This window comes from Pontibacter diazotrophicus, assembly GCF_003367245.1.
GTDB classification, from domain to species: Bacteria; Bacteroidota; Bacteroidia; order Cytophagales; family Hymenobacteraceae; genus Pontibacter; species Pontibacter diazotrophicus.
This window is the reverse complement of record NZ_QRGR01000005.1, coordinates 22,517-46,541: the sequence shown is the minus strand read 5'-3', so window position 1 is coordinate 46,541 and position 24,025 is coordinate 22,517. Positions and strand designations below refer to the sequence as shown.

The window sequence follows — 24,025 nt, the reverse complement described above, 5'->3', positions numbered from 1 at the left end:
CTATACTTGGTTTATGGTCATGGTGCGCACCTCGCCATCAGCAGCAGGTTGCAGCTCTACGAGCAAATAATGCTCCGGCAACAAATTCGGTATCATCGAGGGCCACTCGATCAGGCACAGCCTGCCTGATTCGAAATATTCGAGTGCACCTATATCCAGCGCCTCACGCTCCTCATTTATCCTATAAAAATCAAAATGGTAAATAAGGTTCCCATCAGCGGCTTCATACTCATTTACAAGCGCAAAGGTAGGGCTGTTAACGTTCTCCTGTACACCCAACTGAGAACAAATTTCTTTGATCAGGGTTGTCTTGCCTGCACCCATCGAACCTTCAAAGAGAATTATCGGCTCCTGGCCGGCTGCCTCTATAAGCACAGAAGCCGCCGCTGGCAAGTCAGCCAACGACGACATCCGGATTTGTGCTTTATGAGCTCCTGTTTTATACATTCTTAGGCGAAAGCGTAATAAACGGTATGATGACCTCCTCCAGCGACACGCCCCCATGCTGGAAAGTGTCTTTATAGAAGTTCACGTAGTAATTATAGTTATTCGGGTACGCAAAGAAGGAATCCCCGATTGCGAACACAAACGTAGTAGAAACATTGGCTTTAGGCAAGAAAAATCGTTCGGGTTTGCGCACCGTAAACACATCTTTATCTGTGTAGCCCAGGTTTTTACCATGTTTGTAGCGCAGGTTCGTGTTCGTATTGCGGTCTCCGATAATCTTGAAAGGGCGCTTTACCCGGATGGTACCGTGGTCGGTGGTGATAATGAGTTTGCCTTTCTTCTCGGCAATCATGCGCAGCGTGTCGTAAAGTGGCGAGTGCAGGAACCAGGATTTTGTGATGGATCGGTAAGCCGACTCATCAGGGGCCAGTTCGCGCACCATGTTACTGTCGGTTCGTGCGTGCGAAAGCATGTCCACGAAATTATATACAATAACGTTGAGCTTATTATTATCCAGGTTGCTGAACTTGCTGAGCAGATCACGGCCCGCCGCCACATTCGTTATTTTGTGGTAGCTGTGCTTATCCGTCACCTTGTTCTGCTGAAACTGAATATCCAGGAAATCGGATTCGTGCAGGTTTTTGCCTTCCTCCTCATCATCGCCCACCCACATGTTGGGATATTTTTTTACAATCTCGGTTGGCAGCATACCCGAGAAAATGGCATTCCGGGCGTAAGCGGTAGTGGTCGGCAGAATGGAATAGAACATCTCCTCCTGGTCTACGCTGAAGTAATCCGAGATAAGCGGCTCCAGCACTTTCCACTGGTCATAGCGCAGGTTGTCTATTAGCAGAAAGTACACCGGGCGATCCGTCTGTTTCATTATCGGGAATACCCGCTCCTTAAACAAGCGGTGCGACATCAGCGGAGTATCGTCCGAGTCCTGGTTTATCCAGTCTTCGTAGTTCTCCATCACGAACCTGGCAAAGTTGGAATTTGCCTCATCCTTCTGCATGTTGATGACGTCGGCCATGCTTTTATTCTCAGTCTCGTCTATCTCCAGCTCCCAGTATACTAGCTTTTTATAGATATCAGCCCACTCCTGCGAGCTCAGGCGCTCGCCGAAGGCCATACCCAGTTGCCTGAAATCGCGCTGGTAACTCATGTTTGTCTTCTCCGACACGAGCCGCTTGTTATCGAGCACCTTCTTTACTGACAGCAGGATCTGGTTCGGGTTGAGGGGCTTGATCAGGTAATCCGTGATGCGGGAGCCGATGGCCTCCTCCATTATATGCTCCTCCTCGCTTTTGGTGATCATGATTACCGGCACCATCGGGCGGATATTCTTCAGCTCTGTCAGTGTTTCGAGGCCACTGATGCCGGGCATGTTCTCGTCAAGAAACACAATGTCGAACGTTCTCTCCTGAAACACTTCGATGGCATCAGTGCCACTGTTCACGGGTGTGATGTTATAGCCGCGCTCCTCTAGGAACAGAATGTGCGGCTTGAGTAAATCTATCTCATCATCAGCCCATAAAATATCGTATCTTTGCATAGTTTTCTATTTGGTTGTCAATTGGTAGTTGTTGATTGTTAATCAAATATTGTTAAATACTTAAATTGCTACTAGGTTATACTTAATACTTACGATAAAAAGGAATCATCATACAATTGATTGATTTTTATTACAGCAGGCATTGTATAATATATGCCAACAATCAAGCCATCTATCAATCAATAATTTAATAGGTGAACAAGAAAAAAATACTCAACGACCCTGTCTACGGCTTTATCACCGTACCCTCTGACTTTCTCTTCGACATCATTAACCACCCCTACTTTCAGCGCCTGCGCCGTATCAAGCAACTGGGGCTGACGGAGATGGTATACCCGGGCGCGCTCCATACACGCTTTCACCACGCCCTGGGTGCGATGCACCTGATGGATACAGCGCTGCAAACATTAAAAAGTAAAAATAACGAAATAAACGATAAAGAACTCGAAGCGTCGCTGATCGCCATCCTGCTGCACGACATCGGGCACGGTCCTTTTTCACATGCCTTGGAAACGGCTATCTTCAAAAACGTACACCACGAGGACCTCTCCCTGCACATCATGCAGATGCTGAACGAGGCTTTTGACGGGAGACTGAACCTGGCCATAGATATTTTCAAAGACAAGTACGAGCGCAGGTTCTTTCACCAGCTGGTGTCGAGCCAGTTGGATGTGGACCGCTTGGATTACCTGAACCGGGACAGCTTTTACACGGGTGTGTATGAAGGCAAAATTGGTGCCGATCGCATCATAAAAATGCTGGATGTGGCCAATGACCAGCTGGTGGTAGAGGAAAAGGCCATCTATAGCATCGAGAACTTTCTGGTGAGCCGCCGCCTGATGTACTGGCAGGTATACCTGCATAAGACCGTGATAAGCGCCGAAAACATGGTGCTGCGCGTAGTGCAGCGGGCTCGTGAGCTTATGCAGCAGGGCGTGGAAGTGCCAGCCAGCCCCAACCTCAGGTTCTTCCTCGCTTCCGACCTCACGATGCAGGACTTTAAGCAAGACAACAGCATTTTGGAGCGCTTCGTGAGCCTGGATGACCACGACGTCTGGGGCGGCATTAAATTGTGGGCCGCACACCCGGACAAGGTGCTCTCCTTCCTTTCTAACAGCATCCTGAGCCGCCGGCTCTTTAAAGTTATTATCTCGAGCAAGCCTATTGAAGAGGACATGCTGCTGGGGATAAGCGAACTGGTGCAGGAAAAATTTGACGTAAGCGAAGACGAGGTAAAGTATCTGATGATATCAGGCAAAATAAGCAATAACGCCTACGATGTAGAGGGCCAGACCATCAACATGCTCACCAAATCCGGCTATATAGTAGATGTAGCCGATGCCTCTGACCTGCCCAGCATCCGGGCTTTGAGCACGAAGGTGGAGAAATACTACGTGTGTTACCCCAAAGAGGTGGCTACGCTATAAGATTCTGTTCAGCACCAGGGAAAGTGGATAGTGTAAAGAATGAAGGCTTTATAAATCCAGACTGAATATAACTTACTAAGGTGATATTCTTTAGGATGCTGCGCGTGCAACCTTATGAGTATAAATGTTCTCTTCCTGGTAAAGGCCGCTGTGTTTTTTTGTTAAGTTTGCACCCCCCAAGCATTAGCCTTTTTAAGTTTTTGCTCTAATTTTACAAAATGGAATTTACTGTTCAACAGATAGCTGACCTGCTGCAGGGCACGGTAGAAGGAGACAAGTCAGCGAAAGTCAACACATTAGCTAAAATAGAAGAGGCCAACACAGGCGCTCTTGCCTTTTTAGCAAACCCCAAATACGAGGCATTTTTATATTCCACAAACGCAAGCGCTGTTATTGTATCTGATAAGCTGGAAATAAAAAAAGCTATTTCTGCTGCTCTTATACGCGTTGCTGACCCTTATTCCAGCTTTTCCTCTTTGCTACAGTACTACCAGCAGGCCCTGATTGCCGCTAAAACAGGCGTAGAAGAGCCTTGTTTTATAGGGAAGGACAGCCAGATAGGCGACAACCATTACCGTGGCGCCTTCTCTTATATTGGCCACAACTGTAAAATAGGAGATAATGTGCGCATCTTTCCACAGGCATATATTGGGGATAATGTGCAGATAGGCGACAACACCACTATTTTTGCAGGGGTTAAGCTGTACGCCAATACAGTTGTAGGAAGTAACTGCACCATCCATTCAGGGGCTGTAATAGGCAGCGATGGTTTCGGCTTTGCTCCTCAGCCTGACGGCACCTATAAGACAATCCCCCAGATTGGGAATGTCGTGCTGGAGGACGATATATCCATCGGAGCCAACACCACCATTGATTGTGCCACCATGGGTTCTACTGTTATCCGCAAGGGCACCAAAATAGATAACCTTGTACAGATTGCGCACAATGTAGAGATTGGCGCGAACACTGTTGTAGCTTCACAGACAGGAATATCCGGCTCTGCTAAAATAGGTAACAATTGTGTTGTTGCCGGCCAGGTAGGCATTGTAGGGCACATCAGCATCGCCGACAAAACAACCATCGGCGCCCAGTCAGGTGTATCCAAGTCTGTAAAAGAGACAGGCACGATTATACAGGGCTCCCCTGCTTTCGACTATAAGCAGAACCTGCGCGCCATGGCAGTATTCCGCAAATTACCTGAGTTGCAACGGGAACTGGAACTGCTGAAAGATAAAATGGCCAATTAGCCGGACCAGCGCATGCTCCTGCTACTTTCAGAATAAAAAGTGGTAATAGCTTATATAATATCTTAAGTTTGCAACGGCAACAAATGGAAAAGGTCCTGTAATGCTTTACATGGACTACCGCTCTTGTTCTGAAAGTAAGCACCTAACACGACTAAGATACGTGAATGAACGATAAACAGCATACTATTAACGCGCCGGTAACTGTATCGGGCATTGGGCTGCATACAGGCGTAGTTTCTAACATGACCTTTAAGCCTGCTCCTATCAACCATGGCTATAAGTTCCAGCGCATTGACTTGCCTGACCAACCGATAGTGGACGCCGATGCCGACAATGTAGTGGATCTGTCGCGGGGTACAACCATTGAGCAGAACGGCGCACGCGTAAATACGGTGGAGCACACGCTTGCGGCACTTGTTGGTCTCCAACTTGACAATGTCCTGATAGAACTCGACGGCCCGGAACCACCGATCATGGACGGTTCCTCTATTGAGTTTGTGAAGGCGTTGCAGAGTGTTGGGTTTCAGGAGCAGAATGCCCTTCGCAATTACTTTGAGATACCCTCAGGCATTACTTATAAAGATGAGAGCCGGGGCGTGGAAATTGTGGCCCTGCCACTCGATGACTACCGCCTCACGGCCATGGTAGACTATAATTCGCCTGTTTTAGGCAGTCAACACGCTTCTATCACCAATCTTTCCCAGTTTGTGGGGGAGATAGCTCCATGCCGCACCTTTGTGTTCCTGCACGAACTGGAGGCGCTTTACAAGCAGAACCTTATTAAGGGAGGCGATTTAGACAATGCTATTGTGATTGTAGATCGGGTAGTGAAGGATGAAGAACTTTCTTACTTGTCAGAGCTGCTGAAGAAGCCGAAGGTGCAGGTGCAGGAAGAAGGAGTGCTGAACAACACCGATTTGCGCTTTAAAAACGAGCCAGCCCGTCATAAACTACTCGACCTGATGGGTGACCTTGCCCTGATAGGTCGGCCAATTAAGGGCCAGATCTTAGCGGCACGACCGGGTCATGCCGCCAATGTGGCCTTTGCTAAAAAGGTAAAGAAGATGATTCGCGAAGCGGCCATCAAAAACGTGCCGACTTACGACCCAAAAAAGAAGCCGGTCATGGATATTAACCAGATTGCGGCAACTTTGCCACACCGGTATCCTTTCCTGCTGATTGACAAAATCATACATTTAGACGAGACCACCGTGACTGGTGTGAAGAACGTCACCCTAAACGAGCCCTTCTTTCAGGGGCACTTCCCGGGCAACCCGGTTCTGCCAGGTGTTATACAGATAGAGGCCATGGCCCAGACGGGAGGTATCCTTGTTTTAAGCACTGTGGATAATCCGGAAGATTACTGGACTTACTTCCTTGGCGTAGACAGATGCCGCTTTAAGCGAAAAGTAATTCCGGGCGATACTATCATATTCAAATGTGAACTGCTGGCGCCTATAAAGCGCGGTATTGCCAAAATGTCTGGCCAAGCTTTCGTAGCCGGGCAACTGGTAATGGAAGCCGAAATGTCGGCAAGCATAGTAAAAAAAGACGCATGAACCAGCCATTAGCATACATACATCCAGAGGCTAAAATCGCGCAGAACGTAGTAGTAGAGCCTTTTTCAACAATCTATAAAAATGTTGAAATTGGCGAAGGTACCTGGATAGGCCCTAACGTAACTATTATGGAGGGCGCCCGCATCGGCAAAAACTGTAAAATTTTCCCGGGTGCGGTTATTTCCTCTGTTCCCCAGGATCTGAAGTTTGCCGGCGAAGACACTACCGCCGTTATCGGTGACAATACCGTAATCCGGGAGTGTGTAACCGTTAGCCGCGGCACTATTGATAAAATGAAGACCGTAGTGGGCAGCAATTGCCTGGTGATGTCTTACGCCCATATTGCCCACGACTGCATTATAGGCAATAACTGTATCCTGGTAAATGCTGTGCAGCTAGGCGGACACGTGGAGATGGGCGACTACGCCATCATTGGAGGCTCCAGTGCGGCACACCAGTTCGTGAAGATTGGGGCACACGCCATGGTTTCCGGCGGTTCCCTAGTGCGTAAAGATGTTCCTCCTTACGTGAAAGCAGCGCGCGAGCCGCTTACGTATGCAGGCATTAACTCGATTGGCTTGCGCCGCCGGGGCTTTAGCAGCGAGCAGATCAATGATATACAGCATGTGTACAGGCTCCTGTTTATGAGCGGCATGAACTATACTGAGGCGCTGGATAAGATTGAATTAGAACTGGCTCCAAGCAATGAGCGCGACGAGATACTGAACTTTGTGCGCAATTCGGGCCGCGGTATCATCAAGAGCTATTTTGCCAAAGATGCAAATTAACCTAAGCAAATTAGGTAAACGCTATAATTACGAGTGGATTTTCCGGAACCTGACTTATACTTTTGAGTCGGGGAGCTCTTATGCCATACTGGGGCGTAACGGGTCCGGGAAATCCACTCTTCTTACAACCATTGCCGGGTACAACATGCACAGCGAGGGCGAGATAGCCTATACCCTGGAGCATAAAGCACTAGCTCCCGACCAAGCCTACCGGCAGCTGTCGCTTACAGCCCCTTACTTGGAATTGGTGGAGGAGTTTACGCTGCTGGAGATGCTCCAGTTCCACACCCGCTTTAAGCCCCTTCGCCACCAGCTCTCCCACCTGGAACTCATAGACCGCATGGAGCTGCAGAGAGCAAAAAATAAATTTGTGAAGGACTTCTCATCAGGTATGAAGCAGCGCCTGAAACTGGGCCTGGCCATCTATTCTGATACCCCTCTCCTGCTGCTGGATGAACCAACCACGAACCTGGATCAGGAAGGTGTCGCCTGGTACCAGGAACATGTAGCACAGAACCAGGAAGGCCGCCTGATCATTGTGGCTTCCAATATTCAGCATGAGTACAGCTTCTGCAAACACCACCTCCTCATTTCAGATTATCATAACTCCTCCAGGAAGTAGTTTTTCGTTGCTCGTTGTTCGGGCTCCCTATTTGTACTAAATCTTTAGTCGTATTGTCACCTCTTTACTCCTAGACAGAGAAATAAGGCAATGGAGAAATTATATGTGTAAGTGAACACAAATAACCAAAAACGAACAACGCACAACGAATTTACTATCAATTTACGCGTAAGCTGCCTAACTTTGTAATCTACACTTAACTCATACCATGGGAAGAGCATTTGAATTCCGAAAAGCCCGAAAGTTTAAACGCTGGGATAAAATGTCGAAGGCCTTTACGCGCCTCGGCAAAGAGATAGTAATGGCCGTGAAAGAAAGCGGCCCGAGCCCTGACACTAACTCACGACTGCGCACGGCCATCCAGAACGCCAAAGGCGTGAACATGCCGAAAGACCGTATTGAGGCAGCCATTAAAAGAGCATCTTCTAAAGAAGAGAAAGATTACGAAGAAGTAGTATATGAAGGCTACGCCCCACATGGCATTGCTGTGGTAGTGGAGTGCGCCACCGATAACCTGAACCGTACCGTTGCCAACGTGCGTATGCATTTTTCCAAAGGAGGCGGCACTTTAGGCAAAACCGGTTCCCTTGACTTCTTGTTTGAGCGCAAAGGCATCTTTAAAATCAATGCTGAAGGCGTTGACCTGGACGAACTAGAGCTGGAACTGATAGATTTTGGTGCCGAGGAGATATACGAGCATGAGGGGGAAATCATCATTGAAACACCTTTCACCGAGTTCGGCAACATGCAGAAAGGGCTGGAGGAAAAAGGGCTGGAGGTAGTGAGTGCCGATGTGCAGCGCATCCCGACAACCAGAACCGAATTAACGGAGGAGCAGGAAGAAGAAGTAATGAACCTGATTGAGCGTTTCGAGGAAGACGACGATATACAGGCGGTTTACCACAACATGCAATAACCCTGCGTTCATCAGCATAAATGGCTGCTCAAAGCTTCAGAGGCTATGAGCAGCCATCTTTTTTTAACCTTGGTCTAAGTACTTGCCGACAGGTAACAAGAAAACAGACAAACACGACTCCCCTGACATGCTTCTATACTTCTTATTTGTAATTGGTTTCTTCCTGCTTATCAAAGGTGCTGATGTGCTGGTAAAAGGTTCCACCTCCATTGCCAAGCGTTTCGGACTTTCAGATATGATAGTTGGGCTAACGATTGTCTCCTTCGGCACCTCACTCCCGGAACTTATCATCAACGTGCTGTCGAGCTTACAGGGGCAGTCAGAGCTGGCTATCGGAAATGTATTTGGCAGTAACGTAGCCAACCTGCTGCTCATATTGGGTGTTACAGCTATTATCTGCCCTTTGCCTATTAGTCGCAGCACCATCCTTACCGAAATCCCCTTCTCGCTTATAGCCACGCTGCTGGTTGGTTTTCTTGCCAATGCCACGCTGCTGAATAAGACGGACGAACTGTATATCAGCCGACTGGATGGCGCCATTCTACTCTTCTTCTTTGTGCTTTTTATGGTGTACATCTACAACATCGCCAAAACAAACAAAGATGAGGTGATACCGCATGCTGAGGGCGATGCCCCGCTCCTGTCAGTTAGGAAGTCGGTGCTGCTTATACTGCTGGGAGTTGTTGGTTTGTTTCTGGGAGGGAAATGGGTGGTGGACGGAGCAGTGCACATAGCGCAATCATTTGGGCTAAGCGAATCGTTTATCGGGCTTACGGTGGTAGCCATCGGCACCTCCTTACCAGAGCTTGTTACCTCTGCCATGGCTGCTTTCCGCCGAAACATCGACATCGCAGTAGGCAACGTGGTGGGTTCTAATATCTTTAACCTCGTCTGGATACTAGGTATCAGTGCCCTCATCAACCCCTTACCTTTTGATGTAGTGAGCAATTCTGATATCGTGATGATGATTTTTGCCAGCACCTTGCTTATTGTGGCAATGCCCATCGGCAAGAGAAACGCCATCGACCGCTGGAACGGTGTCTTTTTCCTGCTGGTCTACGTCAGCTACATCACCTTTCTGGTAATGAGAGGGTGATTTATTTTGAATTATAAATTATGAATGCTGAATTATGAATGGAAAATAGCTTCATGCAATTGGTATGATACCGCATAAAATCAGGAAGTAATTTTTTATCATTTACTGATCCTCATTTCCAATTCATAATTCTAAATTCATCACTCATAATTGAGCGCTACGCGCTCAGTAGTTCCATGGGTAGAGGTCGGGTTCTTTAGCCCCGCGGGATTTCATGCGGAGTGGATGCACGGCTTCTGTTTCATCAAAGAAAATAAAGGCGTCATAGCGCTCCGGGATAACGGTGGGCACGTAATTGCCAAACGCTTCATACTTTGGCTCATAGACTACTCCTATGGCTCTGTGCCCTATGCGTTGCTGAAGCTCCGGCACGTGTCGCAAATCTCTGGAAAGGATAATTTTATCGTCGGTGCTCATGCGGTGAAGTATGTCTTCCCAGCTGCCTTCTACAGCTGGTGGCACATCCATTTTCTGCATCGGGGCACCCCAGGACTTTCCCGCAATTACGGTGCCCTGGTAGGTGCCGAAGCCTACCAGTTTCACCTGATCCCGGCCATATCGCTCACGGGCCAGCTGCCCAATGTTGAACATACCATCTTCCGCCATATCTGTATAGCTGGCATCGCCGATGTGCGTATTATGCTCCCATACAATGCCTTTCGACTCCGGACCATGAAATTCAAGTAAACGTTCTAAGGTTTCCATCATGTGGCTGTCGCGCACGTTCCAAGAGTCCCCGCCTCCCCGCATCATAGCCCGGTAATACTTCTCTGCATTTACCGCCACCAGCGCATTCTGCTTTGTGTTAAACTCGCCTTCCGGATCCTCGGAATAAACTCTCCGAGACTGTACCCGCTGAAGCATCTCAATCACCTCATTCTCACAGTCTGTGGGTACAAAAGCAGTAGCCCGTGCATACTCCTGCGGGTCGCGTTTAAAAGGCTCAAAACAATTGATAGCGTTGCGGGCAGCTTCTGCAGCTTGTCCGTCAATACTTTCCAGGTAATTCACGATCTGGTCCAGCGATTCCCATAGGCTATACACATCGAGACCATAGAAACCGGCTTTCTCTTTGCCGATTTTCAAATGATTATGATCGCGCAGCCACTCTACTAAAGCCGCTACTTCCCAGTTGGCCCACATCCAGGTTGGCCAGCGCCTATAAACCTGCAGCACATCTGCAATTTTGCTCCCAGCATTCGGGTAAGCTTTTATAAGCCGGTTTACCGCGTAACACTCCGGCCAGTCGCCTTCCACCGCTACAAAGCTGAAGCCCTTTTCCTGTATCAGCCTTCTTGAGATGGCGGTGCGCCAGGTGTAGTATTCTGAGGTGCCGTGGGAGGCTTCCCCCAGCATCACTACACGGGCATCTCCTATCTCCTCCATTAATACATCTAAGTCCTTCTCTTTTGTGAGTTTGGTATAGTTAAATCGTTTGTCTTCCATGCTATGTCCGCTTTAGGGGCGCTGTGCCTGCTTTTTGCAGCTTGCTGTATTGTACTTTCGTTCAAGGGTTTATGTTCCACAAAAAAAGCACCCGCCCTACTGATATGTAGAGCGGGTGCTTTCACAGGATAGTATATATTTGGCCTACGATTGGTTTTCTTTCGCAAACACCCTGCGTAGCAGTTCGGTGGTACGGGCAACAGGGTTTTCACGTATTTCCGCCTCTTCCTGCGCAATCATCACAAAAAGTCCGTCAATGGCCTTCTGCGTCGCGTAATCATCTAAATCCGGGTTCACCTTCTGTGTCAGCGGAATCTTGTTATACTGGTTCACGATGTCGGTGTAGTATCGGGTGGCATTCGTTTTTTCCAGGGACGTAACCATAATCGGGTTGAATGTATTGTACAGCTGCTGCGAGGTGGTGCGCTTCAGGTATTGGGTGGCCGCATCTTTATCGCCTCGCAGAATAGCCCAGGCATCCGCGATGGTCAACTGCCTGATAGCACTCACAAAAATCGGCACTGCACTTTTGGCAGCATCTTCGGCACCACGGTTTAGCGTCAGTATAAATTTATCTACTTCGTTACCCAAGCCTACCTGGCGCAACGTATTCTCTACACGCTGCACATCCTCTGGAAACGGAATCCGGATGAGCGGGTTCCTGTAGTAGCCGTCTGTTTGAGAAGCCTGGTTAGAACCATTTTTGATTCCTACCTCCAGCGCCTGCTTCAGGCCTGAGGCTACTTCATTTTGGGTAACAGGGGCACCCGCTGTGCCAGCCATTACGCCATCCATGGTACGCTGAACATCTGCCACTGTACAGGCAGAGGCGCCCAGGGTGAGGGCAAAAAGAGAAGTGTAGAGTAGTTTTTTCATATCAACAGAACATCTTTAACTTAAAACGGTTTTCCAAACCTACACATAAATCAGACCAAAAATATATATGAAAGCAGTTATTGCTGAAATCATCACCATAGGAGACGAGATTCTGTACGGCCAGATCGTGGACACCAATTCTGCCTGGATGGGCACAGAACTGACAAAGATTGGAATACGTGTGAAGCAGATTACCTCTATCTCCGATAGCGCCGACCATATTGTAAAGGCTCTGGACGATGCCAGAACAAGAGCAGACATCATCCTGATTACCGGTGGCCTCGGCCCCACTAAAGATGACCTGACCAAGCACGTGCTGGCAGACTATTTTCACACTACCTTAAAATTGCATGAACCATCGTTGGATGACATTGCAGAAATCTTCAAAAAACGAGGCATTGCGGTAACAGAACTGAACCGGCAGCAGGCATTTCTGCCGGAGGCCTGTACAGCTGTCCGGAATGTGCTGGGCACGGCACCAGGCATGTGGTTCGAGCAGGAAGGCAAAGTGTTTGTGTCGATGCCGGGGGTGCCGTTTGAGATGAAGCGCATGATGACGGACATTGTGCTGCCCCAACTGAAAACCTATTTTAAGCCACCTGAAATCATCCATAAAGTGGTACAGACGGTGGGCATACCTGAATCCATACTGGCAGACAGATTAGAGGCATGGGAAACCAACCTGCCGGAGCACCTGAAGCTGGCTTACCTCCCGAACCTGGGAGGCGTTCGCCTGCGCCTGACAGGCACGGGCAGCGATGCCACAAAACTTGAGCAGGAGTTGCAGGCGGAAGTGGAGAAACTGCCGCATATTATACCGAATAACATTTTTGCATTTGGTGAGGTAAAGTTAGAAGAAGCCATTGGGCAGCTTTTAAAAGAACGCGGGCTCACGATTGCCACCGCCGAAAGCTGCACAGGCGGCTACCTGGCGCACAAAATTACCAGCATCAGCGGCAGTTCTGCTTACTACCAGGGAAGCGTAATCGCGTACCACAACGAAGTAAAAACAAGAGAGCTGAACGTGAAGCCGGAAACCCTGCAGCAACATGGCGCCGTAAGTGAAGCTACAGTGAGGGAAATGGCAGAAAACGTACGCAAGAAGTTCGGTACCGACATCGGCGTAGCCACCAGCGGCATCGCCGGCCCGGGCGGCGGCACAGCAGAAAAGCCGGTGGGAACCATCTGGATTGCCTATGCCGATAAAGACAGAACGGAGACAAGGCTGTTAAACTACAACAAAGATAGGCTGCTCAACATTGAGTACACTGCCACGGCTGTATTGAACCTGGTGCGCCAAAGTTTAACGGCCGCCGTTGAGGAATAGGCTAAATTTCATAACTTTGTCCGGGAATTGAGCGAAATTTATGTTAGAAATAAGTGAAGACTCACTTATTTCTAACATAAAAGCCTTTGCTGCTGTATTTTATGCTTCATGCCCACTAACAGATAACGCACAACGAATAACGACACATATGGCACTTGTAGAAATGGTTATGCCCAAGATGGGCGAGAGTATCATGGAAGGCACCGTTCTGAAATGGCTTAAAAGCGTGGGTGACACCATCGAGCAGGATGAATCGGTGCTGGAAGTAGCTACAGATAAAGTGGACACCGAGGTACCTGCCTTAGAGGGTGGCGTACTAAAAGAGATTCTGGTACAGGAAGGAGATGTAGTAGCCGTTGGCGCTCCTATAGCCATTATCTCCACCAACGGAGAGGACACTGGCACTTCTGCCCCTGCTGCCACCGAAGCCCCTGCTACTGCTCCTGAGGAGGAGGCTCCACAGCAGGCCGTTGCTGCTTCTGCGCAAACTGAAGGTGCTGTAGCAAAACTAGACCAGCCTGCATCGGGTCGCTTTTATTCTCCGCTGGTACTGAATATTGCCCGTGAAGAAGGCATTTCTATGCAGGAGTTGGAGTATATTCCGGGAACAGGCAAAGAAGGACGGGTATCTAAAAAAGATATCATGGCGTACGTAGAGAATCGTTCCGAGGCGCCACAGCAAGCCACCACACAGGCTAACAATGCCCCTGCTCCGCAAGCGCAGACACATGCTCCTGCAGCACCAGCGCCAAAACCTGCCGCCGCACCACAGCCCCAGGCGGCTTCCGTGAAGCCCGCTGCCTCCTACAGCGGAAACGTGGAGATAATAGAAATGGACCGCATGCGCAAGATGATTGCCGACCGCATGGTGGAAAGCAAGCAGACTTCTCCGCACGTTACCTCTTTTGTGGAAGCCGATGTGACTAACATCGTAAACTGGCGCAACAAATGGAAGAATGAGTATAAGAAACGTGAAGGCGAAAACCTTACGTTCACGCCCATTTTCATCGATGCAATTGCAAAAGCCATCAAAGATTTCCCGATGATCAACGTGTCCGTGGATGGCAGCAAAATTATCCGCCACAAAGACATCAACATCGGCATGGCCGTAGCCCTGCCCAGCGGAAACCTGATTGTGCCGAACATCAAAAATGCTGACCAGCTGAATCTGAACGGCCTGACGAAGAAAGTGAACGACCTTGCTAACCGAGGCCGCATTAATAAGCTAACGCCAGACGACTTATCCGGCGGCACCTATACTGTATCCAACGTAGGCTCTTTCGGTAACGTGATGGGGACACCCATTATCATGCAGCCGCAAGTGGCTATTATGGCCGTAGGTGCTATCACAAAGAAGCCAGCTGTAATCGAAACACCGCAGGGCGATTTAATAGGCATCCGCCATTTCATGTTCCTGTCGCACTCCTACGACCACCGCGTGGTAGACGGTTCGCTAGGTGGCATGTTCGTACGCCGTGTTGCCGACTACCTGGAGAATTTCGACGTGGATCAAACGATATAGATTAGTCAAGGAAAAATAAGAAAGACTTTGATATATAATGGATCGCCTGCCTCTTACCGGGGCAGGCGATTTTATTTTGAGAAAGGGGAAGATTATTTTTCGCTTCACTGCATCTTACCGCTTATACATTTCCCTATCTTCACGACTTCAAAATACAACAACGCAAGCACCTGATACCAATGAGAATATTACCCTGGATACTGGCAGGTATTTTCCTGTTTCTGGCCTTTTATTTTTACCTGCAGAAGAACGAGGCCGAAAACCGACTGGCCATTGCCGATAATCAGATAGAAGAAGTTGACCAAGAACTGGAGCAGAAGGATCAGGCTATTGACTCCCTGGAAGATAATATGCTACCTCCTGACACCATGGAAATGGTGCCTCCGGGTGGTGCTGCTTTTGTGGATGAACTGGGCACGCTGAGTGAGTCAGACATCCGGCGGCTAAAGCAAAAAGGACTTGAAAACCCTGAGGCAGACCTCATGAACGACCTGAACCGCAAACAGCGCCAGCTCATTCCTACTGAAGGAACACTGGGCGGAACCATGGCTATCCGAGACAGCCGCATCCTGAACGACCGCTACGCCATGGCCTACTATGAAGACGGACATACCGGCGGGTACATGATTTTGAAATATACCGTTAACAACGGCAACATCAACTGGACTGTAGTGGATAATGCACGCCTGTAATGTTTGTTATTGCTTCAGGATATTCCTTTCCCGTACACGCCTCCTGAATATATCACAAAAAAACCTGAGGTTACCCCCAGGTTTTTTTGTGATATATTCATGTTGCCGAATTCGTCGTTGTTCCAGCTACTGTTAAGAGTTGCCTGAAGCCAGTGCTTTCTTCTTTTGCTGTCCTATCGCATCAAGCAGCTTATCGTAGGGCTGGTTAAACTTCTCAATTCCTTCTTCCTCCAGCTTCTGCGTCATCTCATCCAGATCAATTCCAGCTTCTTTTAGCTGCGATAAAGTACTGGTAGCTTTGTCCAGGCCATCTTCCAATGTATTTTCGGCTTTTCCGTGATCCCGGAACGCCTCTACGGTATCCATGGGGACGGTGTTTACTGTATTAGGTCCTATCAGCGCCTCTACATATTTGGTGTCCGGAAAATCAGGGTTTTTACTGCTGGTACTGGCCCACAGCAGGCGTTGCGGTTTCGCTCCATCAATTTCTAGTTTTTTAAAGCGATCGCTGCTGAATACCCTTTTGTAGATTTCATAAGCCTTTTTGGCGGATGCAATCGCTACTTCACCGTATAGCTGGTCCAGTCCTTTCTCTTTCAGCACCGGGTCGACCATCACATCAATACGGCTCAGGAAGAAGCTTGCCACAGAAGCGATATGATCAATTGGCTTATCAGCTCTCACGCGGTCCTCCAGTCCGGAGATGTAGGCATTTGCCACTGTTTCGTAGCGGTCCAGGCTGAAAAGCAGGGTAACGTTGATATTGATACCTTCGCTGATGCACGTACGTATCGCAGCCAGGCCTTCTGCCGTTCCGGGTATCTTGATCATCACATTCTCCCGATCAACAGCCTTCCACAGCTCACGCGCCTGTCTGATGGTTCCTTCTGTGTCACGGGCCAGGTGCGGCGACACCTCTAAGCTGATATAGCCGTCGGCTCCCTTCACTTCCTCCTCATAAACTGGTTTGAACAGATCTGCTGCACGTTTGATGTCACGCACGGCCAGGCTGTAAAAGATGTCCTCGTTGCTCATCTCCTGCCGGCTCAGCTCTTTTATGTCAGCATCATAGTCGGAGCTGCTGCTGATGGCTTTTTCAAAAATAGCCGGATTAGAGGTAACACCCCGCACGCCATCCTCGTCAATCAGTTTCTGCAGATCACCGGTATCCATTATTTTGCGATCTATGAAGTCAAGCCATATACTTTGCCCGAAATCATGGATGCGCTTTACATTATTCTTTTCCATAGTTTGATATTTTTGTTGGTTTAAAATTGATATGCTTTCTGCGTCTGGAAACTGTGCTTGCTTGAAAACAGAAATCAGTACTTTAGCAGCTTATAACCAGTTACGTTACTTCAAGTCATGTCAACACCTTTACGTACTAGTGCATCAAAAAAATAGTTTTAACCACTCTTTCTGTTCCTGCCCTTAATTCGTTTTGTTAGGGAGGGTAACTGTAACAAGCAACAGCTTTTAGTTTATTAGTTTAACTATTAGATACGACAAATTCGTCCTGCCACAGCATGGCCCCTCCTTTAATACCATCTAAGTTAGTTACAACCGTGATATTCTCATCAAGCTTAAAGGTGATCTCATCGGCATTTCCTCCGCTGATATATAGATGGTCGTAGTTGAAAACAGTTTGCAGGATTTGCAGCACATGCTGCATCCGGGTATTCCACTTTTCTAAGCCTGCCTTTTTCATCGCTTTGTCACCAATATACTGGTCATAGTCTTTGCTCTTGGTTACAGGATGGTGGGCCAGCTCAAGATGGGGCAACAGATAGCCGTTGTGTAGTAAAGCAGTACCAAAGCCAGTTCCTAAGGTAATCACTATTTCCAGCCCCTTTCCACGCACCACTCCCAGGCCCTGCAGGTCGGCATCATTCACCACCCTAACCGGCCTTTCAAGCAGGCTTATCAACTGCTGACGCAGGTCAAAGCCCCTCCAGCTATCTGTGCCTAAATTCGGGGCAGTCAGCACGACGCCATCTTTCACATAACCCGGAAACCCAACCGATACCCGATCATAGTCATAGAATTCCTTTACCAGGTTTTTGGTAGCATCCAGTACGTTTTCCGGAGAGGACGGCGAAGGGGTGTTTGCTTTTATGTAATTTGTTTGAAGTTGCCCTGCCTGGTTTAGAACCGTAGCTTTGATGCGCGAGCCACCAATATCGATAGTTAAGATGCTGAGTTCGTCCATGATTTCTTTCATAAAATTACTTACGGGAAGGGGAAGGGAAGGATAAATATAAAATCTCACTTATGGCCACAGTACAACCACTTTAAGCTTGCATAACAATAGGCACAACATTTGAGTAGTAGAAGCAAACACTATGGCTATGTTAACTTCTTTATCACTTCTGTTTCCGCTGTTCTTCACCTATATGCTAGCCGTTGGGCCATCACTGCGCATGCAGCAGGACCTTGAGCAAGATTTTGCGCGGCTTGAGAAGGATAACCGCTACTTTATCAGCGACAACAGCACACAAACTCCATCGGTAGAGACAGTAGCCAATGACCTGCAACTGTTTCAGCTTGCAGCCAGCCTTGATCTGTCTAAAGCCAACCACAGCAGCCAAACTATTGGAAATCACCAGGTAGATATTTGGCAATTGACCGAGGGAGATATAAAAAGCATCTACCAAATTGAAAGCAACATTCATTTAGACACCGTTGTAACGCAGCGCTACCTCGACAACCGCCCGCCCACGCAGCAGCGTATCACCAACGACTTCACCTTCAGAAGCTATGCTGTATCTACAGCCACGGAGCCTCTCAAATTTTATTACCTGACGGAGGAAGACCAGGGACTGCTGTCTTACCACCTGGGGGATAAGCAGGTGGAGATAACGTATGCCGCCACTAAAGAAGGCCTTGCTGATGTGCTGCAAGGTTATAAAGAGGAGGTAAAGCAGTTGATGGCAACACCTGAGAGGTATTAGGCATGCCTTGAAGAGAATCTATAACAAGACCGGCCGCTCCCTTACGAGAGCGGCCGGTCTTGTTATAGATTCTGCTTGCTACTTACAGCGCAGCCAGGCTTTGCTCGATAGCACTTATTCTGGCTTCAGCATCGGCTTTTTTCTTGCGCTCGCCTGCAATCACAGCCTCCGGGGCACCATTCACAAAGCGTTCGTTGCTCAGCTTCTTATCAACCGAATTGAGGAAACCTTTGGTATACTCCAACTCCTTTGTCAGGCGCTCGCGCTCAGCGGCCACATCGATGTTGCCTTCCATTGGGATGAAGAACTCGTCACTTCCCACAATAAAACTGATAGCGCCCTCCAAAGGCTCCTCCACAAACTGAATCTCATTGAGATTGGCCAGCTTGCGCAGGATAGCCATAAAGGCACTATAACTTTCCTGGTTCGCCACTTTCATGTAGAGATCCAGCTGCTTGTTATTCGAAATATTTTTGGAGTTGCGAACGTTGCGTACTGCACCCACTACATGGAGCACGTTCTCCATTTTCTGAATAACATCCTTGTCGAATTTATTCTTCTTTGGCCATGCCGCCACAATCAGGTACTCCTTCTTCTTACGCTCCTTCAGCTCGTGCCAAATCTCTTCGCTGATAAAAGGCATGAACGGGTGCAACACCTTCAGCACATTTTCCAGCAGCCCTACTGTTGCGTCCAACGTTTGCTTGTCAATCGGCTGTTGGTACGCAGGCTTGATCATCTCCAGGTAATTAGAGCAGAAATCGTCCCACACCAGTTTGTATACAGCCAGCAGTGCATCTGAAATACGGAACTTGCTGAAGTGGTCCTCTATCTGCACAAAAGCCTCATTAAACCGGGACTCAAACCACTTAATAGCTGTTTCGTTCGGGCAAGGCAGGCTCTCGTCTATTTCCCAGCCTTTGATAAGACGGAAGGCATTCCAGATTTTATTCGTAAAGTTACGCCCCTGCTCTACCAGCTTCTCATCGTACAGCAAATCGTTACCGGCTGGTGAACTGAACAACATGCCGGCACGTACACCGTCGGCGCCAAACTGCTCAATCAGGTCCAGCGGGTCCGGGGAGTTACCCAGCGACTTAGACATTTTACGCCCCTGTGCGTCACGTACAATACCTGTCAGGTACACATTCTTGAACGGCATCTCTTTACGGAACTCGTAGCCGGCCATAATCATGCGCGCTACCCAAAAGAACAAAATCTCAGGGGCCGTCACTAGGTCGTTGGTTGGATAGTAGTACAGGATATCCTTGTTGTCAGGGTCTTTGAAGCCGTCAAACACAGAGATTGGCCACAGCCACGACGAAAACCATGTGTCCAGCACGTCCTCATCCTGGCGCAAGTCAGAAGCCTGCAACTGGTCATTACCGCTTTCTTTTCGGGCAAGTACTAAAGCCTCCTCAGCCGTGGTAGCCACCACATGCGACCCGTCCGGCAGGTAGAAGGCCGGAATACGCTGGCCCCACCACAACTGACGCGATATACACCAGTCGCGGATGCCCTCCATCCAGGAGCGGTACATGTTCTTGAACTTCGGTGGATGCAGGCGAATATCATCGTTCATCACCGACTCCAGTGCCGGTTTGGCCATGGCGTCCATCTTGCAGAACCACTGCATCGAGAGGCGCGGCTCAATTACGGCACCCGTACGCTCTGATGTCTGCAGCACGCTCTGGTACTCTTCTATCTTTACCAGCAAATCAGCCTCCTGTAAATCTTTCACGATATTGCGGCGGGCGGCAAAACGATCCTGGCCCACATACAGCTGTGCCTGTTCGTTTAGTGTTCCGTCGTTATTCAGGATATCGATGGTAGGCAGTTTGTGCTTCTGCCCCAGTTCATAATCGTTCAGGTCGTGCGCCGGTGTTACCTTTAAGGCACCGGTACCAAATTCAATTGATACGTACTCATCCAGGATAACCGGAATCTCTTTGCCCAGCAACGGGATGCGCACGCTTTTACCGTGCAAGTGCGTGTAGCGCTTGTCATTCGGGTTAACGGCTACGGCCACGTCGGCCATAATTGTTTCAGGGCGGGATGTAGCAACTGTAATATACGTTGGTTCTGAGGTTGCGCCGTCTACCACCTCGTACTGCAGGTGGTACATTTTGGCCATAGTGTCTTTTGGAATCACTTCCTCATCAGACAGCGCAGTGCCTCCCTGTGGGTCCCAGTTTACCATGCGCACGCCGCGGTATATCAAGCCTTTGCGGTACAGGTCCACAAACACCTCGATTACAGCAGCGCTCATGTCGTCTTCCATCGTGAAGCGGGTACGGTCCCAATCGCAGGAAGCACCCAGTTTCTTCAGCTGGTCCAGAATAATGCCGCCATACTTCTCTTTCCACTCCCATGCATAAGTCAGGAACTCCTCCCGTGTGAGGTCTTTTTTGCTGATGCCGCGCTCTTTCAGCATGGCCACCACCTTTGCCTCTGTAGCTATGGAAGCGTGGTCGGTACCGGGTATCCAACAGGCTTCTTTGCCCTGCATACGCGCACGCCGTATCAGCACGTCCTGTATGGTGTTGTTGAGCATGTGGCCCATGTGCAGCACACCCGTCACGTTCGGCGGCGGTATCACGATGGTATAAGGCTCCTTGTTCGGGTTGGGCTCAGAGTGGAAGAAGCCGTGCTGCATCCAGCTGTCGTACCACTTCTGCTCTATTTCTTTGGGGTTATATTTCGTTGAGATCGACATCGTATACTGTTTTCCTGTGAATTTGGGAAGGCAAAATTACGGATTTTTTATGACCTAACCCATAGCGCTTTCCAGACCCTTTGAGTGTTTCCGCAATGGGCACAGACACTCGCAGGAGCTGCGCACGCTGCGAGGCCACAGAAGATTCCGATTAGGCTGTTTAACTATGCTCTTGATATTTCAAATCTCCGCATTATTGTTATCTTTAATACATAATCCTCCTACAGAAAACAAGCTGACTCATCATCATGAAAAAAGCAATCTTCCTCCTGCTCGTACTAACGGGCATCATTCCCACAGCATGCGTATGTCCGGAAGATCCGAGCGGTCCCTATTTACTGCACTTAAATCAGGTTTTTCCGGTGAGCGAGACTTATATTGGCAGGCCACTCGTAGCGGGCAAAGTTTATCGCATTGCTCCAAATGAAGCTTACACAGAAGACACGCTCCTTCTGGAGTTATCTTTTGATTATCAGTTTGCCCAGAATAATTCCGACTTCGCCTTATATGCATCAGCACTTGCTCTAAGCTGTCCTCAATATCATAACTATGAGCAGCTAAAAGATAAAATAACTGACATTACAGTTACCAGCAACACCGCTTTTAATGGTGTTCCGCCCGGCGAGCCGCTGAATTCGAAAGTCGTTGCGTTTGAGGAAGACTTTGACGCGCCTCTCCCTCTTGGGCAGGCAATAGTGCGTATCAACAGTATAAGCGGTAACGAGTTTATGATGAGCGAGCTAGGCATGTTTGCTCTAACAGAAAAGCCTGCCGTTGCTCAGGAACGCACGTTTACCATAACTGTAGCTTATGAAAGCGGGAAGGAAGATGTGATGGAGTCATTCCCGATAACCTGGTAACAAAAAAGCCTGCCAGGAGAGGCAGGCTTTTCAGCTTTTAGCAGCTAAATTTTAGGCCACCTGGTGCAGCCAGTCTTTTTTAGCCAATAGCTCTTCCTCTGTCTCGCGGTAGTCCGGGTCATCGACGCAGCAATCTACCGGGCAGACAGCAGCGCACTGCGGCTCCTCATGGAAACCCATACACTCCGTACATTTGTCTGAAACGATGTAGTAGAACTCATCCGAAATAGGTTGTTGTGGTGCATCACCCGGAATAACTTCTCCTCCATCAATTTCCACCTCTTTCAGTTCGGTACCGCCACCCCATGTCCAGTCCATGCCACCTTCGTAGATAGCAGTGTTCGGGCATTCCGGCTCGCAGGCACCGCAGTTTATGCACTCATCGGTTATCATTATCGCCATAGTCGTATCTCCTGTATATTTTCTTTACTTTTGTATTTCTTAATCATTTAAACAACAAAATTAGGAACATTAAGTATTCCTATCAAATAAATTTTCAACGCACGTATTTGCCATGACTTTAGAGAACAGGATTGAGGCTTTCGTAGAACTTGGGAAACAGCTGCGAAAATTATCCCCGGAAGACCGGCAGGAGTGGGCTCAGGCAGCTATGTCACGCAACAACTGGTTCACCGAAGAGAATGTTTCCTGTGCTTTAAACGGCATTTTACAGATGCTGGAGGAACAGTACCTCCGTGAATGGCTTTACCCTTACCACCTTAAACAGGTTACACCTAAAAAGGTTGGCGTGGTGATGGCAGGCAACATTCCAATGGTGGGCTTCCACGATTTTCTGTCGGTACTGCTCAGCGGGCATTTTCTCCTGGCAAAGCTCAGCTCAGGTGACGAACTGCTCATGAAACGGCTCGCCAACATGCTGGTAGGCATCGAACCCGCCTTCGCGAACCAGTTCGAGTTTGTAGACATGCTGAAGGAAGCTGATGCCATCATCGCGACCGGTTCTGATAACACCGCCCGTTACTTTGAGTACTATTTTGCCAAGCGCCCGCATATTATCCGCAAGAACCGCAGCAGCATCGGCGTGCTCACAGGCCACGAAGAGAAAGACGACCTGCAGGCCTTAGGAGAAGATGTGTTCCGCTACTACGGCCTCGGCTGCCGCAACGTTTCCAAGGTTTTTGTACCTGAAGGTTACACTTTTGATAAGTTTTTCGAAGCAAATGCCCACCGGGTAAGTCTGCTGGACCACCACAAATACCAGAACAACTACGATTACAACAAATCTATTCTGCTGATAAACCGCGTGCCGCACTTCGATAATGGCTTTATGCTGGTACAAAAGAGCGAGGCGCTGGTCTCTCCTATTTCTGTGCTGTTCTACGACACCTTCAGTTCACTGACTGACCTGCGGCAGAGGCTAAAGGCAATAAAGGATAAAACACAGGTAGTTGCGTCGGCACATGGCTGGCTGGAGGGCAGCATTCCGTTTGGCGAGGCACAGCGGCCGATGGTATGGGATTATGCAGATGGCGTAGATACACTTGCTTTCTTACAAAAACTGTAAAAAACACACGTTACCCTTTACTATTATCCATAAAAACCATATATTAGTTGAGTGTTTAATCACTCCAAACAATCAAACTATTATATGAACAGAATGACGAACCCAATACCTCTGGTAGAGAAAGAGCAGCTACACGCTTTCAATTTTGCACAGGAAGATGTACTCACCGATTTAGCAGCACGTAACAAGCGCCGATGGGATATCAGCAGAGCCACATCCCTGGGCAATATACACCGCGGCAAAGTCGAAATCACCTTTCAAACTGCTGATGGAGAGAAGAAAAGAGTTGATACTACTGTATGGGCGGTAGACGATTTATTTATGGTACTGAAAGCAGGCAGGTATATTCCAATCAATTCAGTTTTAGGAGTAGAGTTTTTTTAGAGCTGTTCCTGAAACAGAAGAAACCTTCATAAACATGAAAAGCTTTGACATAAGTAGCCCCGGCAACGC

The 24,025-nt window shown here is 48.6% G+C and carries 22 protein-coding genes; 14 read left to right on the top strand and 8 right to left on the bottom strand.

Annotation, left to right across the window (positions count from 1 at the left end; all coding sequences use genetic code 11):
- Together tsaE and porX are read right to left on the bottom strand one after the other, a co-directional pair.
- Window positions 1-447, bottom strand: a complete 447-nt coding sequence (tsaE, locus tag DXT99_RS05370) for a tRNA (adenosine(37)-N6)-threonylcarbamoyltransferase complex ATPase subunit type 1 TsaE (protein WP_246000454.1) — start codon at window positions 445-447, stop codon at window positions 1-3.
- Window positions 440-2,002 (bottom strand): T9SS response regulator signal transducer PorX, encoded by a 1,563-nt coding sequence (porX, locus tag DXT99_RS05365; RefSeq protein WP_115564511.1) that lies wholly within the window; start codon window positions 2,000-2,002, stop codon window positions 440-442. The genes tsaE and porX overlap by 8 nt, the downstream gene beginning before the upstream one ends.
- Window positions 2,003-2,196: 194 nt before the next feature.
- Between porX and DXT99_RS05360 the strand changes: the two genes are divergently transcribed.
- The 7 genes from DXT99_RS05360 (at window position 2,197) to DXT99_RS05330 (ending at window position 9,657) form a co-directional block, all read left to right on the top strand.
- Complete coding sequence (locus tag DXT99_RS05360; RefSeq protein ID WP_115564510.1) at window positions 2,197-3,429, top strand: HD domain-containing protein; 1,233 nt, start codon at window positions 2,197-2,199, stop codon at window positions 3,427-3,429.
- Between the two features lie 218 nt (window positions 3,430-3,647).
- Complete coding sequence (lpxD, locus tag DXT99_RS05355) at window positions 3,648-4,676, top strand: UDP-3-O-(3-hydroxymyristoyl)glucosamine N-acyltransferase (RefSeq protein WP_115564509.1); 1,029 nt, start codon at window positions 3,648-3,650, stop codon at window positions 4,674-4,676.
- Window positions 4,677-4,840: 164 nt separating this feature from the next.
- The gene (locus tag DXT99_RS05350) at window positions 4,841-6,235 is read left to right on the top strand and encodes a bifunctional UDP-3-O-[3-hydroxymyristoyl] N-acetylglucosamine deacetylase/3-hydroxyacyl-ACP dehydratase (RefSeq protein ID WP_115564508.1); all 1,395 of its coding nucleotides are present in this window, start codon (window positions 4,841-4,843) and stop codon (window positions 6,233-6,235) included.
- A complete protein-coding gene (gene lpxA / locus DXT99_RS05345; protein WP_115564507.1) occupies window positions 6,232-7,023 on the top strand; it encodes an acyl-ACP--UDP-N-acetylglucosamine O-acyltransferase in 792 nt (263 codons plus the stop codon). Before DXT99_RS05350 ends, lpxA begins: the two co-directional genes overlap by 4 nt.
- Window positions 7,013-7,645: an ABC transporter ATP-binding protein gene (locus DXT99_RS05340; RefSeq protein WP_115564506.1), complete on the top strand. Its 633-nt coding sequence runs from the start codon at window positions 7,013-7,015 to the stop codon at window positions 7,643-7,645. The genes lpxA and DXT99_RS05340 overlap by 11 nt, the downstream gene beginning before the upstream one ends.
- 208 nt (window positions 7,646-7,853) lie before the next feature.
- Window positions 7,854-8,561, top strand: coding sequence for a YebC/PmpR family DNA-binding transcriptional regulator (locus DXT99_RS05335; RefSeq protein ID WP_115564505.1), 708 nt, complete (start codon window positions 7,854-7,856; stop codon window positions 8,559-8,561).
- An 82-nt stretch (window positions 8,562-8,643) separates the two neighbouring features.
- Entirely contained in the window at window positions 8,644-9,657 is a 1,014-nt protein-coding gene (locus DXT99_RS05330; RefSeq protein WP_317048124.1) for a calcium/sodium antiporter, read from the top strand.
- Window positions 9,658-9,822: 165 nt separating this feature from the next.
- On the opposite strand, the gene DXT99_RS05325 is transcribed toward DXT99_RS05330, so the two are convergent.
- The gene (locus DXT99_RS05325; RefSeq protein WP_115564504.1) at window positions 9,823-11,103 is read right to left on the bottom strand and encodes an erythromycin esterase family protein; all 1,281 of its coding nucleotides are present in this window, start codon (window positions 11,101-11,103) and stop codon (window positions 9,823-9,825) included.
- A 144-nt stretch (window positions 11,104-11,247) separates the two neighbouring features.
- Window positions 11,248-11,979: a DUF4197 domain-containing protein gene (locus tag DXT99_RS05320; protein ID WP_115564503.1), complete on the bottom strand. Its 732-nt coding sequence runs from the start codon at window positions 11,977-11,979 to the stop codon at window positions 11,248-11,250.
- Between the two features lie 67 nt (window positions 11,980-12,046).
- On the opposite strand from DXT99_RS05320, the gene DXT99_RS05315 reads away from it, so the two are divergent.
- From DXT99_RS05315 to DXT99_RS05305, 3 genes are all read left to right on the top strand, one after another.
- A complete protein-coding gene (locus DXT99_RS05315) occupies window positions 12,047-13,306 on the top strand; it encodes a competence/damage-inducible protein A (protein WP_115564502.1) in 1,260 nt (419 codons plus the stop codon).
- A 148-nt stretch (window positions 13,307-13,454) separates the two neighbouring features.
- Window positions 13,455-14,828, top strand: a complete 1,374-nt coding sequence (locus DXT99_RS05310) for a dihydrolipoamide acetyltransferase family protein (RefSeq protein ID WP_115564501.1) — start codon at window positions 13,455-13,457, stop codon at window positions 14,826-14,828.
- 179 nt (window positions 14,829-15,007) lie between these two features.
- Complete coding sequence (locus DXT99_RS05305) at window positions 15,008-15,520, top strand: hypothetical protein (RefSeq protein WP_115564500.1); 513 nt, start codon at window positions 15,008-15,010, stop codon at window positions 15,518-15,520.
- A 132-nt stretch (window positions 15,521-15,652) separates the two neighbouring features.
- On the opposite strand, the gene tal is transcribed toward DXT99_RS05305, so the two are convergent.
- Complete coding sequence (tal, locus tag DXT99_RS05300) at window positions 15,653-16,768, bottom strand: transaldolase (protein WP_115564499.1); 1,116 nt, start codon at window positions 16,766-16,768, stop codon at window positions 15,653-15,655.
- A gap of 241 nt (window positions 16,769-17,009) precedes the next feature.
- Window positions 17,010-17,741 (bottom strand): ROK family protein, encoded by a 732-nt coding sequence (locus DXT99_RS05295; protein ID WP_115564498.1) that lies wholly within the window; start codon window positions 17,739-17,741, stop codon window positions 17,010-17,012.
- 121 nt (window positions 17,742-17,862) lie between these two features.
- On the opposite strand from DXT99_RS05295, the gene DXT99_RS05290 reads away from it, so the two are divergent.
- Window positions 17,863-18,471, top strand: coding sequence for a hypothetical protein (locus DXT99_RS05290; protein WP_115564497.1), 609 nt, complete (start codon window positions 17,863-17,865; stop codon window positions 18,469-18,471).
- 82 nt (window positions 18,472-18,553) lie between these two features.
- On the opposite strand, the gene DXT99_RS05285 is transcribed toward DXT99_RS05290, so the two are convergent.
- Window positions 18,554-21,187 carry a valine--tRNA ligase gene (locus DXT99_RS05285; protein ID WP_115564496.1) on the bottom strand — a complete coding sequence of 878 codons (2,634 nt, stop codon included), beginning with the start codon at window positions 21,185-21,187 and terminating at the stop codon, window positions 18,554-18,556.
- A gap of 248 nt (window positions 21,188-21,435) precedes the next feature.
- On the opposite strand from DXT99_RS05285, the gene DXT99_RS05280 reads away from it, so the two are divergent.
- Window positions 21,436-22,047 carry a hypothetical protein gene (locus tag DXT99_RS05280; RefSeq protein ID WP_115564495.1) on the top strand — a complete coding sequence of 204 codons (612 nt, stop codon included), beginning with the start codon at window positions 21,436-21,438 and terminating at the stop codon, window positions 22,045-22,047.
- 51 nt (window positions 22,048-22,098) lie between these two features.
- On the opposite strand, the gene DXT99_RS05275 is transcribed toward DXT99_RS05280, so the two are convergent.
- Window positions 22,099-22,449 (bottom strand): 4Fe-4S dicluster domain-containing protein, encoded by a 351-nt coding sequence (locus DXT99_RS05275; RefSeq protein ID WP_115564494.1) that lies wholly within the window; start codon window positions 22,447-22,449, stop codon window positions 22,099-22,101.
- Between the two features lie 112 nt (window positions 22,450-22,561).
- On the opposite strand from DXT99_RS05275, the gene DXT99_RS05270 reads away from it, so the two are divergent.
- Together DXT99_RS05270 and DXT99_RS05265 are read left to right on the top strand one after the other, a co-directional pair.
- Entirely contained in the window at window positions 22,562-23,572 is a 1,011-nt protein-coding gene (locus DXT99_RS05270; RefSeq protein ID WP_115564493.1) for an acyl-CoA reductase, read from the top strand.
- A 93-nt stretch (window positions 23,573-23,665) separates the two neighbouring features.
- On the top strand, window positions 23,666-23,956 hold the full coding sequence (locus DXT99_RS05265; RefSeq protein ID WP_246000448.1) for a hypothetical protein: 291 nt from the start codon (window positions 23,666-23,668) through the stop codon (window positions 23,954-23,956).
- Window positions 23,957-24,025 lie beyond the last annotated feature (69 nt).